This is a genomic window from Nostoc sp. DSM 114167, from assembly GCF_052692655.1.
This window is the reverse complement of sequence record NZ_CP195116.1, coordinates 7,173,791-7,190,397: the sequence shown is the minus strand read 5'-3', so window position 1 is coordinate 7,190,397 and position 16,607 is coordinate 7,173,791. Positions and strand designations below refer to the sequence as shown.

The 16,607-nt window shown below is 42.6% G+C and carries 11 protein-coding genes; 5 read left to right on the top strand and 6 right to left on the bottom strand.

Annotation, left to right across the window (positions count from 1 at the left end):
- Positions 1-78: 78 nt before the first annotated feature.
- Positions 79-831 (top strand): ribosome maturation factor RimM, encoded by a 753-nt coding sequence (gene rimM, locus NSTC731_RS30225; protein WP_445628168.1) that lies wholly within the window; start codon positions 79-81, stop codon positions 829-831.
- Positions 832-1,172: 341 nt separating this feature from the next.
- On the opposite strand, the gene NSTC731_RS30220 is transcribed toward rimM, so the two are convergent.
- Positions 1,173-1,382, bottom strand: coding sequence for a hypothetical protein (locus NSTC731_RS30220; protein ID WP_445628167.1), 210 nt, complete (start codon positions 1,380-1,382; stop codon positions 1,173-1,175).
- A gap of 348 nt (positions 1,383-1,730) precedes the next feature.
- Between NSTC731_RS30220 and NSTC731_RS30215 the strand changes: the two genes are divergently transcribed.
- Positions 1,731-4,112, top strand: coding sequence for a phosphoketolase family protein (locus NSTC731_RS30215; RefSeq protein ID WP_445628166.1), 2,382 nt, complete (start codon positions 1,731-1,733; stop codon positions 4,110-4,112).
- A 212-nt stretch (positions 4,113-4,324) separates the two neighbouring features.
- Here NSTC731_RS30215 and NSTC731_RS30210 read toward each other — a convergent pair whose 3' ends face one another.
- Positions 4,325-6,808, bottom strand: a complete 2,484-nt coding sequence (locus tag NSTC731_RS30210) for a hypothetical protein (RefSeq protein WP_445628165.1) — start codon at positions 6,806-6,808, stop codon at positions 4,325-4,327.
- 231 nt (positions 6,809-7,039) lie between these two features.
- On the opposite strand from NSTC731_RS30210, the gene NSTC731_RS30205 reads away from it, so the two are divergent.
- From NSTC731_RS30205 to NSTC731_RS30195, 3 genes are all read left to right on the top strand, one after another.
- Complete coding sequence (locus NSTC731_RS30205; RefSeq protein WP_445628164.1) at positions 7,040-8,683, top strand: DUF1565 domain-containing protein; 1,644 nt, start codon at positions 7,040-7,042, stop codon at positions 8,681-8,683.
- 780 nt (positions 8,684-9,463) lie between these two features.
- Positions 9,464-11,575: a bifunctional arginine dihydrolase/ornithine cyclodeaminase gene (argZ, locus tag NSTC731_RS30200; protein ID WP_445628163.1), complete on the top strand. Its 2,112-nt coding sequence runs from the start codon at positions 9,464-9,466 to the stop codon at positions 11,573-11,575.
- A 33-nt stretch (positions 11,576-11,608) separates the two neighbouring features.
- The gene (locus NSTC731_RS30195; protein ID WP_445628162.1) at positions 11,609-12,124 is read left to right on the top strand and encodes a DUF2085 domain-containing protein; all 516 of its coding nucleotides are present in this window, start codon (positions 11,609-11,611) and stop codon (positions 12,122-12,124) included.
- Positions 12,125-12,346: 222 nt separating this feature from the next.
- Here NSTC731_RS30195 and NSTC731_RS30190 read toward each other — a convergent pair whose 3' ends face one another.
- The 4 genes from NSTC731_RS30190 to NSTC731_RS30175 all read right to left on the bottom strand — a co-directional run bounded on the left by NSTC731_RS30190 (position 12,347) and on the right by NSTC731_RS30175 (position 16,579).
- Positions 12,347-12,979 carry a hypothetical protein gene (locus NSTC731_RS30190; RefSeq protein ID WP_445628161.1) on the bottom strand — a complete coding sequence of 211 codons (633 nt, stop codon included), beginning with the start codon at positions 12,977-12,979 and terminating at the stop codon, positions 12,347-12,349.
- A gap of 171 nt (positions 12,980-13,150) precedes the next feature.
- Positions 13,151-13,375, bottom strand: coding sequence for a hypothetical protein (locus NSTC731_RS30185; RefSeq protein ID WP_445628160.1), 225 nt, complete (start codon positions 13,373-13,375; stop codon positions 13,151-13,153).
- Positions 13,376-13,526: 151 nt separating this feature from the next.
- Positions 13,527-14,810 carry a glycosyltransferase gene (locus NSTC731_RS30180; RefSeq protein WP_445628159.1) on the bottom strand — a complete coding sequence of 428 codons (1,284 nt, stop codon included), beginning with the start codon at positions 14,808-14,810 and terminating at the stop codon, positions 13,527-13,529.
- A 509-nt stretch (positions 14,811-15,319) separates the two neighbouring features.
- The gene (locus NSTC731_RS30175) at positions 15,320-16,579 is read right to left on the bottom strand and encodes a glycosyltransferase (RefSeq protein ID WP_445628158.1); all 1,260 of its coding nucleotides are present in this window, start codon (positions 16,577-16,579) and stop codon (positions 15,320-15,322) included.
- Between the last annotated feature and the right edge of the window lie 28 nt (positions 16,580-16,607).

The window sequence follows — 16,607 nt, the reverse complement described above, 5'->3', positions numbered from 1 at the left end:
ATGAATATAGCGTAAGCATTTCACTGATTTAGATGGGTGGTTTATTTCCGCCGTGTTGTACTAGTAAGAAAAATGGAAATGAAACACGAAGAAGCTAATAAAGAGATTGGAGGCACAGGTGCAAATGGGCAGAGGGGCAGAGGGGCACAGAGGCAGAGGGGCAAGAAAGTAGTAGGAAATTCAAAAATTCAAAATGTCCAATCTCCAACCCCTAATCCCCAGCCCGTAGTTCCCAGTACCCAATCCCCAGTTCCCAATCTCGATGATTGGCTAGAAATTGGTAAGATTGTTGCCCCGCAAGGATTATCTGGAGAATTACGGGTTTATCCTGTATCAGACTTTCCTGAAAGATTTGAGGTGCCGGGAAAACGTTGGTTGTTGTGTTCAGGTGGCACAGAACCGCAACCAATCGAATTATTGGCAGGACGTTACATCAGTAACAAAAACTTGTATGTCATCAAATTAGCTGGTGTGGAAAATTGCGATCGGGCGGAGGCGTTGCGCGGTTGTACGTTAATGGTGCCAGCTAGAGATCGCCCCAAATTAAACGAAGATGAATATCATGTCCTCGATTTGATTGGCTTGGAAGTCTTCATGCAAATATCTGGCGAACTCGTGGGTACGGTGGTAGACATCATCCCGGCTGGCAATGATTTGTTAGAAGTAAAATTACACCCATCTTTTACCACTGACAAAGGACAAATGACAAATGACAAAGGACAAAAGACTGTTTTGATTCCATTTGTAGAAGCGATCGCACCAGTTGTAGACTTGAAATCTAATCGCATTGAAATTACGCCGCCGCCTGGTTTGTTGGAAATTAATAATTAGGTTATTACTTGAATAAGAATTATTAATTTTGAATACGGAGCCTTCGTGTAGCGTCTCGTAGAGAAGCGATGTTAACTACACTCTACACAAGCTGAGTGGTCACAATAACGACTCTATTTCCGCAGAGTCGAGCTTAGAGATTAATTACACTTGAGTGCGTGAGAAAAGCTACTTAGAGATTGATTAGTAAATAAAAAGCAACTCCAGTAAATCTTACTTTTCAAAACTAACTACAGCAAAGCATTTAGTCTCAATAAAAAACGAGTGATGTACTCACTCGTATTTAGTTCTAAGTGTAAAAAGAAATATTTAGTTTAATAAATATCACTCTCCCCATACACTCACTTGTTTTTAACTTTTTTATCAGACTCTTTTGGTAACGTTTTTTGCGTAGAGGAGTTCTCCCAGTCTTTGTAAATGATGGCAATAATAGTTGTTAAATGACCAAACATTTTTATATACGCTTTATCGTTAAGAGCTTTAGGAAAAGTTAAAACCAACATCGGAACTACGATGACCACAAAAATGTTTCTAAGTAACTGTTGACTCATTCAAATATCTCCTTAGAGAAGTTAATTTATTTACCAGTTTTTCAACTTGGTAATTTGGTAACAAGGGGATATTCTTTGTGGCTTTTCAAAGGTAACTAAAATAATTTTTACAAACAACAGAGTAAATACTTAACGTGAGTTCGACAGTTAGAAAAAGGTAAAAAGCTTGCTAGACATGAATTTACTCAACTGGGAAGGTCGAAGGTATCACTACGATTGATTGAGAAACGGCAAAAAAGTCACAAAGGCTGAAAAAGTTCATCATCGGTTAGATGGCCATTATCTTGAAAATAAGTAAAATTACATACTGGTGAATCCGTCAAAATCCTTTTGAAATGGAGCGTCGAAATGACATTAGCCAGTCCTCCACAAACAAAGCCTTTAACAGATGAAGAATTACGTAAGATAAACGCCTACTGGCGTGCAGCTAACTATCTTTCCGTTGGGCAGATATATCTACTCGACAATCCGCTACTGAGAGAACCGCTAAAGCTGGAACACGTCAAACCCAGACTTTTAGGGCATTGGGGAACAACACCAGGGCTGAACTTGATCTATGCTCACCTGAATCGGGTCATCAAAAAATATGACCTAAACACGATCTATATTGCTGGCCCTGGTCATGGTGGCCCTGGACTAGTAGCCAACACTTATTTAGAAGGCACTTACACCAAGTATTATCACAACATCTCCCAGGATGCTGAAGGAATTCAGAAACTCTTCAAACAATTCTCTTTCCCTGGTGGTATTCCTAGCCACGTTGCACCGGAAACTCCTGGTTCGATCCACGAAGGCGGGGAATTAGGTTATGCCCTCGTCCACGCTTTTGGTGCCGCTTTTGATAACCCTGACTTAATTGTTGCGGCTGTTGTGGGTGACGGCGAAGCAGAAACAGGTGCTTTAGCGACTAGCTGGCATTCCAACAAGTTTCTTAACCCCGTACATGATGGGGCTGTACTGCCGATCCTGCACCTGAATGGATATAAAATTGCTAATCCAACGGTACTCGCACGGATCGGTCATGAGGAATTGGAAAGCTTATTTGTAGGCTACGGCTACAAGCCCTACTTTGTCGAAGGTGACGATCCCGCAGATGTTCACCAGCAGATGGCGGCGACTCTAGATATAACGATCGCTGAAATTCAAAGTATCCAAAGAGAAGCCCGCGTACATGGTTTCACCAAACGTCCCCAGTGGCCGATGATTGTCATGCGAACCCCCAAAGGTTGGACAGGCCCAAAGGAAGTTGATGGCAAAAAAACTGAAGGTTATTGGCGATCGCATCAAGTTCCCTTTGGCAACATAGCCAAACAGCCAGAACATCTGAAACTCCTAGAAGATTGGATGAAGAGTTACAAACCAGAAGAACTCTTCGACAGCAACGGTAAGCTGATTCCCGAATTAGCAGAACTGGCTCCCAAGGGGCATCGACGTATGGGTGACAATCCCCACGCTAATGGCGGTCTTTTGCTGTGTGACCTGAAAATGCCCGACTTTCGAGACTATGCCGTAGATGTTCTCAAACCAGGGCAAGCGATCGCTGAAGCTACCCAAGTTGCAGGAATTTTCCTCCGGGATATCATGCAACTTAACCAAGAAAGCCGCAATTTCCGTATCGTCGGCCCCGATGAAACGGTATCAAATCGCTTAGGCGCTGTGCTAGAAGTCACAGACCGGGATTGGGCAGCTCAGATCCTCCCGGAAGATGACCACCTTTCCCCCGACGGTCGGGTGATGGAAATTCTCAGCGAAACTAATTGTCAAGGATGGTTAGAAGGCTACCTCCTCACCGGACGCCACGGGTTTTTCTCTTGCTATGAGGCGTTCATCCACATCATTGACTCAATGTTCAATCAGCACGCCAAATGGTTGAAAACGACCAGACATATTCCTTGGCGTAGACCGATTGCTTCTCTCAATTACCTACTCACTTCTCACGTTTGGCGGCAAGACCATAACGGTTTCTCGCACCAAGACCCCGGTTTTATTGACCATGTAGTTAATAAAAAAGCAGAGATTGTTCGGGTGTATTTGCCGCCCGATGCCAACACTTTGCTATCGGTAACTGACCATTGTTTAAGAAGCCGCAACTATGTCAACGTTATCGTTGCCGGAAAGCAACCAGCATTGCAATACCTAAATATGGATGCTGCCATCAAGCACTGTACCAAAGGCATCGGCATTTGGGAATGGGCAAGCAACGACCAAGACGGCGATCCAGATGTAGTAATGGCTTGTGCTGGGGATATTCCCACCTTAGAAACTTTAGCGGCTGTGGATATTCTGCGCCAGCACTTTCCAGATTTAAAAGTGCGGGTGGTAAACGTAGTCGATTTAATGACACTACAGCCAAAAAGCGAGCATCCCCACGGTTTGAGCGCAAAAGACTTTGACACAATTTTCACCACAGATAAACACATTATCTTTGCCTTTCATGGCTATCCCTGGTTGATTCATCGCTTAACTTATCGTCATACTAACCACGATCAGATGCATGTGCGCGGCTACAAGGAAGAGGGAACTACCACCACCCCCTTTGATATGGTTGTTCTTAACGAACTCGATCGCTTTCATTTAGTAATGGATGTAATTGAGCGCGTACCAAAATTGGGATATAGGGCAGCTTATGTCAAGCAGCATTTGCAAGATAAGCTGATCGAACACAAGCAATACATCCAGAAGTACGGCGACGATATGCCAGAAATTCGCGATTGGAAGTGGCCGTATTAATAGGAAAACAGGCTTTTTCAGTTGAAGAGAATATACAATCCTAACTCCCTGACTTTGTAGGAAAGGGAGTTTTCGTCTATCGTCAGCCAACCAGGTACAGTTTTCAAAACTATAGCAGGCAACAAATAATAGGCAACAGGCTTAAAAGTCTTTTGCTATCGGGGTTTGACGTTCAGTTTCTCTACTAACCTACCTGGCAACTGCTATAACTACTACTTTCCCCGTGAGGCTTTTTCCCTCTTTCTTCTCTGCTCTATTGTATTTACGTTCTCTTGCTGCTGTTGGCGGTATTTTTTGAATTCATCACTGTTTTCATATTTTTCAAGCCATTTGTCACCTTGCATGTCCTTCAAATCTCTTGTATATACCATATAAGTTTCAGGGTTTACACTTAATTTTTCCAAATGTTTTAAAGTCGTATACATCTGATGCATATTAGGCTTATAGTGACCGCTTTTATCTGCGATCGCTTCTAGTTTGCCATTTGTAACCTTAATGGCACCAGCACCTTTGACTGGGATGCCAGCTAAAGCACTTGAATGATGATACTTCCCTTCGTCATGGCCATCAGCATAGAACTTTCCATCAGGGCTAAGAACAAAAATCATCCAATCATTTCCATCATTTGGTAGATCCTTACTAATAGCCTTCATACCTTGTGAGCTAAGCTGATCTCCAAAGGCATCTGTCCATGTACCTCCGCTAATCGTGACTCCTCTTGGTCTGCGCTCTGCTTCCGACTCCAGGTATTTGACTCCTGAAATCTCGATTTTGTTTTTATCTAGGTAATCCCAGAAAGATTCTGTAGTGGGAGGTGGTGAAGATTTCCCAGCATACTCTGATTTTGCTTTCCACTCCCAAAAATTTGTTTCGCCACCCTCTTGTTGTTTTTGCTCTTCAAAAGCCGTTCTCATCTCTTTGTCTTTTGCTTCTTGCTCATTTAGCCATTTTTCAATTCCAGTATCATACAACCAATACTCAAAATAGTTCTTGTCTTGTGCCATCAATCCTTGATTTGACAATGCAAAAGCAGGTCGATGCAGTGCATCCCAGGCTTCTAACCAATAATTTGCATGGGCTTTGTTGAAGCTATGCTCAAAAGTTAAACTTTTAGATTTACCTTTTATCTGAGGTAAAGATGGATCTGTTCTTACTATCTTCTTCAGTTTATTCCAGCGTTCCTTCCCGGTTGTTTTTGGTTTAGTTTGCTCTTCTACTTTGCTTTCTGGTATCTCTATGTTCGTTGACTCCTTGAGCTTATCCGAGTCATGCTGCGATAGAAACTTTTGCAGGAAACCTCGAACCTCTTCATCACTCAATTTTTTAACGAAGTTCTGTATCTTATTAGATATATCCTCTGGCAGCAAAGATATTAGTTGTGTTCGTGCTTTTTTAATATCTCCATCGTCAAGAATCTTTTGAGTTGCTTTTATAGACTTTATTCGCGCTGTTTCAGATTTAAATGTTTGATCTAATTTAATATTTTTTTTGATGAACTGTTCATTCTTTTCTCTTAACTGTTCAGCTTCTTGTTTTGACTGAACTTCATTTAAGTATTCTATGAGTTCTTCACCGTTTAAAGGAGTAATTTCAGTGAGTCCATCTTGGATTTTACTTGACAGCAAATCAGTTAATAATTTTCGCGATCTTTGCATTTCATATTCGTATCTAGATTGAAAATGCTGTTTGGAACTGAAATTATCTGGGTCTTCTTTATATAGATAAAAAAGATAGTCTGCTATTTTATTTAAATTTTTCTCAACCTCTCGATTGATATCGAATAAGGTTGTTTTTGATTCAGAGGAGGTACTTGGCATTTCATCTTCTGATTTCACCTCTTCCTTTGATTCCTGAGGTCGAAAATCTGAGGCTTGTGAATCTGTATCAATGCTCGATCCAGACTCAGATTCTAACTGTTGCGCCTCTTTCTCTGCTTTGATAGACTTATTCGCTATCCGATCTGTTGTTGGTTTTCTCTTATCGCTCAGCCCCGGTTGTGACTCAGTTGAAACTTTATTTTCTTGTCCTATCTTTTCAAAATGTTTAATCTTCTCGTCAACGTGTATATCACTCAGCGACGGTTGTGAGTCAGTTGAAACTTTATTTTCTTTTGCTATGTCTTCAAAGTTTTTAATTATATTTTTAACGCTAACCAGCTGGATAACATCTCCATCTGTCTGAGTTACCTTACCCTGTATCCCATCTACTGTATTCACTACATTACCCGATTCACTTGATGCTATTCTCTTATCGCTTACACCAACCTGATGCTTTAGTTTAGAAGCCGTCTGAATGGGAATATTCTTACTCTGCGGTTGATGCATTTGGCTGACGACATCTGTGGCTACCCTATTTGCTTCCTGCTCATACTTATCTCCAGGTTGCCCAATTGTAAGTTGTGGCTGAATTTGTTGTGCTAAACGTGTTTCACGCCTTGTAAATAAATCAGGGATGTCTAACAGGTTAGGCAGACCCTTGCTACTTTCTTTTCTCTGCACCCAGAAGTCATTCATCTTGGCTTGCAATACACCCAAGCGTTCCTGTCTTTCTGGTGTTATCGTGCCATGTTTTGCCTGGATCTCTAATTTTGTAGCCTCCATTTTTTGAATTTGGAAGGCTTGATTATCTATTTGTTCTTGGGTGAGAGGCTTCTTTGATGTCTCTTTACTCTGGATACGAAAGTTTTGAGGTGTCAAGTTGGATATTTCTTGGGGTCTTTGGTGACTTTGTAAGATAACTTTGTGGAGTCTTTGAAATTTCATTTATGACTTGTTTGTCACTCAGATCGAACGTATTGTAACACCAGAAGTGTTTGCATAATTTTTTAAGTTTGTACTGTGAAGTAATTTCAGTTACTTAATGCATCGATCGCTACTCATTTTCATGGTTAGCGCTAGGATAGCTATGTATTTTATTAAAGTATAAATATGGCTCAAACTTTTTACGTAAATCCAGTATCAGGTAGCAATACCAACCCAGGTAGCCAACAAGCCCCCTTCAAAACTATTACGCAAGCCCTTAAGGTATCTACTGTTGATACCAAGATTCAACTAGCAAATGGTAATTACAACGCTGCTAGCGGTGAAGTATTTCCGCTAACGGTTCCATCTGGCGTAACAGTTGTGGGTAATGAAACCAATAAAGGCAATGGCATTTTGATTGAAGGAAGTGGTACCTATCTGAGCCGTACTTTTGCTGGGCAGAATGTCACATTTGTGCTGCTGGATAAGGCGGAACTCCGAGGAGTAACTGTAACAAATTTGGCTAGCCGTGGTAGTGGTGTTTGGATTGAATCAACTGCCCCTACTGTTGCTAATAGCACCTTCATCAACAATAAGCGAGAGGGAGTATTTGCTACAGGCGATGCGAACCCAGTTGTTCTAGGTAATGTGTTCAGTGAGAATGCAGCTAATGGAATTGCGATCGCTAAAAATTCTAAAGGTCAAATTGAAAATAATACTTACTTCAAAACAGGTTTTGGCATTGCCATTAGTGATACTGCATCACCCATCCTTCGAGATAACAGAATTTATGAAAACCGTTCTGGGATTGTCATCTCTGGTAGTGCCCGTCCCGTATTACGTAATAATGTTAGTGAAAATAACACTGATGATGGGATCACAGTGATTGGAACTGCTCTACCGGATATCGGCAGTATCAATAATCCGGGGGGAAATACTCTACGCAATAACGGTAAATTTGATTTGCAAAATGTCAGTTCCAACAAGCTGATTTCTCTAGGAAATAAAATAGATGCGTCTAAAGTTACCGGAAACATAGAGTTTGCAGATAGTTCGGTTCCAACACCGACTCCAACACCAACTCCAACCCCAACACCAACGCCAACGCCAACACCAACGCCAACACCAACGCCAACGCCAACGCCAACTCCAACGCCAACACCAACCCCAACGCCAACACCAACGCCAACCCCAACGCCAACCCCAACGCCAACCCCAACCCCGATTCCAACACCAACTCCAACCCCTACTATTGAATTAACCGATATTGCGAATCATTGGGCAGGTGGGTTTATTCGGGAATTAGTCAAATTGGGGATAGTTAATGGTTTTCCCGATCGCACATTTAAACCCGATGCGACAATGACACGGGCACAATTCGCGGCAATAGTAGTAAAAGCTTTCAATCCACCACCAAGCCGTGCAGCGATCAAATTTAAAGATGTACCAGCAGACTTCTGGGCATCCAAGGTAATTCAGCAGGCATATCAGGGTTTATTTCTCTCTGGTTTTCCCGACAATACCTTTAGTCCCAACAAAAATATCCAGCGCGTGCAAGTGATTGTCTCTCTGGTGAATGGATTGGGGTTATCTAATGATGGTACGGCAACTATCAAAGTTTTCGATGACCAAGCCAAGATTCCTGAATATGCCAAGGATGAGGTAGTAAAAGCTATAGACAAGAAAATTATCGTCAATTACCCAAACCTGAAACAACTCAATCCTACCCGCGATGCTACACGCGGTGAAGTAGCGGCGATCGTGTATCAAGCTTTGGTAGATGCTGGGCGTGTAGCAGCGATCGATTCGTCTTATATAGTGACTGCTTGAGGGAGGCAGGGGAGCGGGGGAGCAGGGGAGCAGAGGAGACAAGGGGACAAGGGGACAAGGGGACAAGGGGGAATTATTGAACAACTCTCTCCCTTGTCTCCCCCCTCTTCTTCGTCTACCTTGTCTCTTCTCCATGCCCTCTGCACACCCCTCCTACCCTTCAGCTTAACAAGCGTGCTATTCAAGCCACGGGTGTTGGTGAAAAGTTAAAAGCGAACGCTGGGAAAATAAACGTTCGCTTGACTATACTTGCCGAACATAGTGGTTAGTTGCTTGTTATTAGCATACTATAGACTGTGGATTTGAGAGCATTTGATAAAGATTTTGCTGCTAATGCCGATGAATTTGATCTAGTTGCTTCGCCCTCTAATACACCCCCAGTGGCCTCACTTTGCTGGAAACCTAAATTAAATCAGGGTTTCTTAATTTTACGTGAGTTCGACGAGTGCTATTTTGACCTCTCCCCCAGCCCCTCTCCTACCAGGAGAGGGGAGCAAAAACCCTCCTTACTCGTTACTCCTCCCTCTCCTTACAAAGACACACTCGCGTTCGGCTTTTAGGAGAGGGAGGCTGTCCGGGAGAGGTCTGTTGAACTCACGTTAATTTTGAATTTTGAATTGGTATTATTACTATGTTCCAGTAATAGAATTGAGAGCGAAGGCTTGGTCAAGTCTTCAACTATCAAAAGATAGATGCTTTAGTAGCAGATTTTACCTGTAAAAAAACAAAAGTCTGTATTCAAAGTAAGCTTGTAGCATATAAAACGCTTGTAAGATTTTTATGACTTCTCGGATTCGCTTTTTAATGTGCCCTCCTGACCACTACGACGTGGACTATGTGATTAATCCTTGGATGGAAGGGAATATTCACAAGTCATCGCGCGATCGCGCCGTGGAACAGTGGCAGGGACTACATCAAATCCTCAAACAACACGCCATTGTCGATTTAGTACCACCTGAAAAAGGCTGGCCTGATTTGGTTTTTACCGCCAATGCTGGCTTGGTTCTGGGCGATAATGTCGTCCTCAGTCGCTTTTTGCACAAGGAACGTCAGGGAGAGGAGCCTTTCTTCAAACAATGGTTTGAGGCAAATGGTTATACAGTCAATGAACTTCCCAAAGATTTGCCCTTTGAGGGAGCAGGAGACGCACTGCTAGATCGGGAAGGACGCTGGTTATGGGCGGGATACGGTTTCCGCTCGGAATTAGATTCTCACCCTTATCTAGCTAAATGGCTGGATATTGAGGTGCTATCCCTACGATTAATAGACGAACGTTTCTATCACCTAGATACCTGTTTTTGTCCTTTAACAAATGGCTATTTGCTATACTATCCCGGCGCTTTTGATTCTTACTCCAACCGCTTAATTGAAATGCGAGTTGCACCAGAAAAGCGCATCGCAATTGAAGAAGCTGATGCAGTCAACTTCGCTTGTAATGCGGTGAATGTGGATAGCATCGTCATCATGAACAAGACGAGTGATGCTTTGAAAACCCGCCTTCAGGATGCAGGTTTCCAAGTGCTGGAAACGCCACTTACCGAATTTCTCAAAGCTGGTGGTGCAGCTAAATGCTTAACTTTGCGGGTGACAGAACCAGTTAGAGATGAAATTCATGCCAATGTCTCGGTAGAAAGCCGCGTCATTCGCATGGAAGGACATTTGTTAGATGCTGGCTTAATTAACCGCGCTTTGGATTTGATTATAGATGCCGGCGGAAGTTTCAAAGTCCTGAATTTCAACTTGGGAGAACAACGGCAAAGTACCTCAGCCGCCGAGGTGAGAGTATCAGCACCATCCCATGAGGTGATGGAAGAAATCATCTCCCGATTGATTGATTTGGGTGCTGTAGATTTACCCCATGATGAGCGAGATGCCAAACTGGAGCCGGTAATTCAAGATGGCGTTGCGCCTGATGATTTTTACGTCAGTACAATTTATCCCACCGAAGTGCGAATTAATGGTCAGTGGGTGAAGGTAGAAAATCAACGGATGGATGGGGCGATCGCCATTACCCAAACTGCCAATGGCTTTGTAGCTCGGTGTAAAATACTCCGCGATTTAAAAGTTGGCGAACAGGTAATTGTAGATGTTTTAGGTATCCGCACCATCCGCAAAACTGAATCGCGGGAACTCCGCAGCACCCAAGAATTCAGCTTTATGTCGGCGGGGGTTTCTAGCGAACGGCGCGTGGAATTAGTCGTTGAGCAAGTGGCTTGGGAATTGCGTAAAATCCGCGATGCTGGTGGTAAAGTAGTTGTCACGGCTGGGCCTGTGGTAATTCACACTGGTGGCGGCGAACACCTGGCGCAACTGATTCGGGAAGGATATGTACAAGCACTGCTGGGTGGTAATGCGATCGCAGTTCACGACATCGAGCAAAATATCATGGGCACTTCCTTGGGTGTAGACATGAAGCGGGGTGTCGCCGTACATGGAGGACACCGCCATCACCTGAAGGTAATTAATAGTATCCGTCGTTATGGCAGCATTCCCAAAGCTGTGGAGGCGGGAGCAATTAAAAGTGGCGTCATGTATGAGTGCGTTCACAATCATGTACCTTTTGTACTTGCGGGTTCCATTCGGGATGACGGGCCTTTGCCTGATACCGTAATGGATTTGATTCAAGCACAGGAGCAATATGCCAAACACCTAGAAGGTGCAGAGATGATTTTGATGCTGTCATCGATGCTGCACTCCATTGGCGTGGGTAATATGACTCCGGCAGGGGTGAAAATGGTATGTGTCGATATTAATCCAGCTGTAGTGACTAAGTTAAGCGATCGCGGTTCTGTAGAATCAGTGGGTGTGGTGACAGATGTAGGTTTGTTCCTCAGTCTGTTGATTCAGCAGTTGGATAAGTTGACAAGTCCTTATGTAAATAAGGTACGTTAAGAAAATAAACCGCAAAGGCGCAGACAAAGGGAAATGACAAGAGTAGCTTTCAGTGAATTGCAGGTTAATTGGGTCAGTTTTATAGCTGATTTCTTGTTGGTAGGGATGGTTTTTGGCCCGCCTATCGCTCCCTTTTTGGCTGCGTCTGGAGTGTCTTTGCTTCCTGGAATTGCGGACATCATTTATTTCATGGGTAATCATGTCTGTCCGCAACCAGATATGGGGTTAGATTTAGCACCACCATTTATTATGGCTGTGTGTATGCGCTGCTATGGCACTGTCACGGGTTTGCTGATTACTCGCCTGCTGTATGGGATAACTGGTGGTAAAGGATTTTACTGGTTAAATCAATATGGCTGGAGTGGTGTGGCGTTAGCCAGTGTGCTAATGATGGCTTATCCTTTGGAATTGGCAGCACAGATTTTTGGTTTGTGGAATTTTAATAACTATTTGGTTACGCCTTTTGGGTTAATTACAGGTTTGGCGTGGGGATTGTTTACTATGCCGATCTTACATGGGTGGCATGGTGCTAAAACTAGCTTCCGTTAATTGTAGAGACGTTGTATTACAACGTCTCTGAACATTATTAGTATAGTTCCCTCCTTTTTTAATGAGTTAGGGGGATCAAGCCTTAACCCAAGCGTATTGATTTACAGGACTGGGGGCTGACTTATAGCTGTCGCCAAGTCGTTTAGGACATAAACCTAATATAAAACCCAGACACCAAGCGACTTTCGATCCTGTTCCCTGTTCCCTGTCTCTTGTCCCCTGCTATATCTTTACGTTACGTTTTTGCCGTAAACCTACACTTAAGGCTGCAAAAGCTAATGCACCTAATGCAAAATTAGGTTCGGGAACACTAGCAATAGTAGACTTATTTTCGTTTGTAAGACCATTCCAACTGCCAAACTCGTACAACTCTAACCGATAGCTAAACAAACCGTCTGAATCACCAATAAATTGCAGAGGTGCTGAAAATTTCAGCACAGTGCCATCAAGGCTGTATGGTACTGAACCACGGATGTTACCCCAACCTCCTGAATTCGGTTCCGATGGACCAACTGAGAATACATCACGTATCCGAACGTCACCTGCAACGTGAATTTCTTCTCCGCGAATAATTGAGGAAAGGTTACTATAGGCAGAGGGCGGTCTAAAAATAGGCAATTCCCCACTCGGATCGATATAGTATTGAAAAGAATCGGCTTGTCTATCAAATTCATCAACTGTGAAAAAATCTGGCACTCTATTAAAATTTACAGTGAATGTTACTTCTTGAGCATCAAGATTTACCACTGCTGACTCTGATTCAACTAATAATACTGCTTGTGCTATTTGCCCTGTGCCCAAGGCAATTAAAGCTGCTCCAAGCAGAGACACTGGTAACTTTTGTGCGTATGTCATAAAAATTACTTTTTTAACCGTAGTCTGACATCAAGATAATACGGCAAGTAACATATTTGTTAAAAGTTATAGCAGTAATTTCACTGAAAATTTATGATAATTTTACAGAATTTTTAACAAAAATTGTACTGCTCAGAATAAACGATCGCATTTGTATCCAACAAATAGCGATTACCACTCATCTCGTAACACCCTTTGCATCGCTAATGCATCTCCCTCCCAGGCTAATTTACCCGCAAGATCGGAAAAATCATAATCAGATTTTTGTGTGCTATTTGATGCAACTGGATTCAGAACAACCACGACATTCACCTCCCCAGGCGCTAGCGGTGTTGGGATATCAAGATGCAAATGCCCTGATGCATCAACAATTGTCGTAATTTGAAAAACTTCCATTATTATCCCAGCTATTAAACTCTGGTTTCATTTTAATGCGATGTCTACGACGCGCTATGCCTACGCACCCATCAACTAACAGGTTTAGTCAAACTCAAAGTCACTAATTAGCGATCGCTAATACTGTAAATACTAGCGATCGCCATATTTTTTATCGCTGTGGTCTTATACTGGTTGTACCTACCTCCACCTTCTGCGCTCCTTCAACGATTTGGTAAAGTTTGTGTTCAAATTTCTGCATACACGCTGACCAATCAAATTCGAGTATAGAAGGGCGAGCGTGTCTAGTCATATCTGCTTTCAAACCGGGATTTTCTAGAATCGCAATTACCTTTTGAGCGAAGTCTGTAGGGTTGTTAGGTTGGGCAAGGAAGCCGTTACGACCAGGAAATACCTGTTCTGAGGTTGACGGTGCAACAACAGCAACCAGAGGAGTTCCAGAGGCTAATGCTTCGTTATTTGTCGTGCAGAAGTTCTCGGTGACGGAGGGATTGACAAAAACATCTGCTCTAGCAAACCAACCTAGAAGTTCTGTACCGTGAGACTCACCCCATACAGTAACACCCGATCCAAACTTTTTAGCACGCTCGCGGATCTCTTCATCTAGCGGGCCACTACCAACAATTACCAGATGGACATCAGGAATTTTGGCAGCTATGACTGGAAAGATATCAAGCAATTGGTTGACATTCTTTTCCGGTGTAATGCGTCCAACAAACAACAGAGTTGGTCGGTTATCATTGGGAATTGGATCGTAACAAATGTTTCGCGGGTGAAATTTTTCGCAATCGATACCTTGATAAGCGACGTATTCAGCGCGTTGGCATTTCAGTTCTTCGTATTTAGTCAGTTGTTCTTTAGAAGAGAAGTAATTGAAGTCATAAGACTCACTAAATTGCTTGACTAAAATGGGAACGATGGGACGAACCAAATTGAAGAATCTGTCTCCAAAGTAATATTTGATATACGCAACAATATCTGTATGGAACAGTGATATTATTGGCGTGCCTGTTCGTTTTGCATATTGAGTGCCGATTGGGCGACCATAACCTTGTAAGAAAAATGAGTATAAACCTCTCATTTGGGCTGCTTCTTCCACCACGATAATATCGGGCTGGAATTTCTCCAGCAACTTGGTATCGCTCCAATGCCGATAGTTCAACGGTTGAGGAAGAGACTTGTAAAATACTAGTGGTTCTGTGGGAAATGCGTAAGCAGAGAAATTGGGGAAAGATTGAATTTGCTCCAAACCTGGCATGGGGCGATCGCCAACATTTTTGGGGTAGCGATCGTTGATTTGCGGATGGATTAGAAAAACCTCATGTCCCTGCTCTAGCAACCAACGAACTCGTTGGTGTACTGCAACGGAAACACCAGTTAAGAAAGGAGCATACAACCCTGTAAACAGTGCAATGCGAAGTTTTTGCTTAGTCATAATAAAGGGGAATATTTCACAAAATTGCTGGTTTTTAACTTAGGATTTACGCAGCAAATGTTTCATGAACATCCTGATTCTTTAGCTCAGAAATTCCCGTCAATCCAGTTAGACTAAGGATTTACGCATTGTTAAATAGCTGAAATTTTCGATTTTGAAGTGGATGTTTGTCAATCTGGATTTAAACTATAGCCGTAATCACATAGCTTAGGACATAATGACAAGCGTGAATGCTAGGAAAAGTATACTTTTACCTCCAGCAAGAACTGCCTTCTGTCTCCTGCTATATCAAAACATCCAAACTGCTAAGTCAAAATTCCCCTTAATATATTTGTCTAAACCCTTGCCAAAAATGTCAATACGTTTTGGTAATCAACAAGTAAAAACGTATATTTTTACAAGGGTTATAGCTAATATAGTTCTACTAAATATAAGATAATACAATTTGAAGACTAGGGAATGTTTAGTGTAATAACTTTCATGCCCTAGTTGATATTTAGCGATTTAATTCAAAGAGAAACCTTGCTATTAATCGGTTGATCCAACCATTGATAAGGGCGATATTCCACCAAGCGGACATTCCAAGGCCCTTGAACTCGATAGCTGACACCGCGCCAGGTGACTGTTGATGTCCACAGGGATGATAGCATCGCTAACCCATAAACCCACTGTGTCAACGGAATCCCAATCAACATTTTGATAATTGTAGTAGCTGATAATTTGGCGATCGCTTGATCGTTAGAGCGAACTACTCGCTGTATCTCTAATTCCAACACCAGCATTATCAAGAGTAATCCGACAGTGTAAACTCCATAGCAGACTAACAACAGAGCCGCAGCTTCCCATTTTGCCTCTAACAGCGACTCTAGAACTAACACGCTTAGTAGAGTCGGAAACAAAATGCTAGAAACAGCTTCACTTACAAGAGCCAACCAACGAGGATGATACAGTCGAGAAAAAAGGATAAGGCGCTTGAGATAGTCTATTAAGTTGAATAAATCAGTCTCTTCACGATTGACTATTAACAGCGAAGGCACAAACTTTACCTGGAAACCATGTTTTTTCAGGATGTCGTGCATCATAAAATCTTCGCCTAAAGCTTGTCCCCACTTATCTAGCAGTTCTGTTTGGCGAAGCACTTCTGTTTTCACAGCCAAAGTTCCACCCCAAGGAATCTGGAAGATAAACATTTGCACTACTGTAGAGACATTGCCGACGTACCGCACTAAAGAACCCCAATAGCTACCTGTTGGTACGTACCAACGATTACCGGTTGTTGCGCCTACTTTCGCATCCCCTAGAGGACTGACTAATTCTCTAAGCCAATTCAGATGAACTATAGTATCAGCATCGACTAAAGCAACCACCTTGTAAGAGTCGTCCAACTCCCGGACAGCTTGGATTAAAGAACTGCATTTGAGACTACAACTGTTGCGTACTATTCTCAAAGGGCTGATTTGAACATTGGTTGCTTCTTGCTCAGTGATGGTTTCACTAGCAATTTTCCAAGCAGGATCTTCGTGACTATCAACGATCAACTTTAAATCATACTGTGGATAGTTTTGATTTAGGAGCGATCGCAAACATCTAGGCAAAAACGGATCGGCTCCGCGTAAGCAAAGAATTACTGCTGTTTTGGGTAGCTGATCGTCTGGCAATAAGTTTTTTTTAGACGAGCGCAGATACCATATAAAGACAAGCGTAAAACACACCTGAATAACCAGCCAACCCATCAAAGACTTAGACAGAAATATTGCCAAATCTTCCATTAAATTTTTAATCTCCGACAGAATAATG

Excerpts from the sequence above, each read along its gene's own strand:
- rimM (WP_445628168.1), top strand. The coding sequence starts at position 79 with ATGAAACACGAAGAAGCTAATAAAGAGATTGGAGGCACAGGTGCAAAT.
- NSTC731_RS30220 (WP_445628167.1), bottom strand. The coding sequence starts at position 1,382 with ATGAGTCAACAGTTACTTAGAAACATTTTTGTGGTCATCGTAGTTCCG.
- NSTC731_RS30215 (WP_445628166.1), top strand. The coding sequence starts at position 1,731 with ATGACATTAGCCAGTCCTCCACAAACAAAGCCTTTAACAGATGAAGAA.
- NSTC731_RS30205 (WP_445628164.1), top strand. The coding sequence starts at position 7,040 with ATGGCTCAAACTTTTTACGTAAATCCAGTATCAGGTAGCAATACCAAC.
- argZ (WP_445628163.1), top strand. The coding sequence starts at position 9,464 with ATGACTTCTCGGATTCGCTTTTTAATGTGCCCTCCTGACCACTACGAC.
- NSTC731_RS30195 (WP_445628162.1), top strand. The coding sequence starts at position 11,609 with ATGACAAGAGTAGCTTTCAGTGAATTGCAGGTTAATTGGGTCAGTTTT.
- NSTC731_RS30190 (WP_445628161.1), bottom strand. The coding sequence starts at position 12,979 with ATGACATACGCACAAAAGTTACCAGTGTCTCTGCTTGGAGCAGCTTTA.
- NSTC731_RS30185 (WP_445628160.1), bottom strand. The coding sequence starts at position 13,375 with ATGGAAGTTTTTCAAATTACGACAATTGTTGATGCATCAGGGCATTTG.
- NSTC731_RS30180 (WP_445628159.1), bottom strand. The coding sequence starts at position 14,810 with ATGACTAAGCAAAAACTTCGCATTGCACTGTTTACAGGGTTGTATGCT.
- NSTC731_RS30175 (WP_445628158.1), bottom strand. The coding sequence starts at position 16,579 with ATGGAAGATTTGGCAATATTTCTGTCTAAGTCTTTGATGGGTTGGCTG.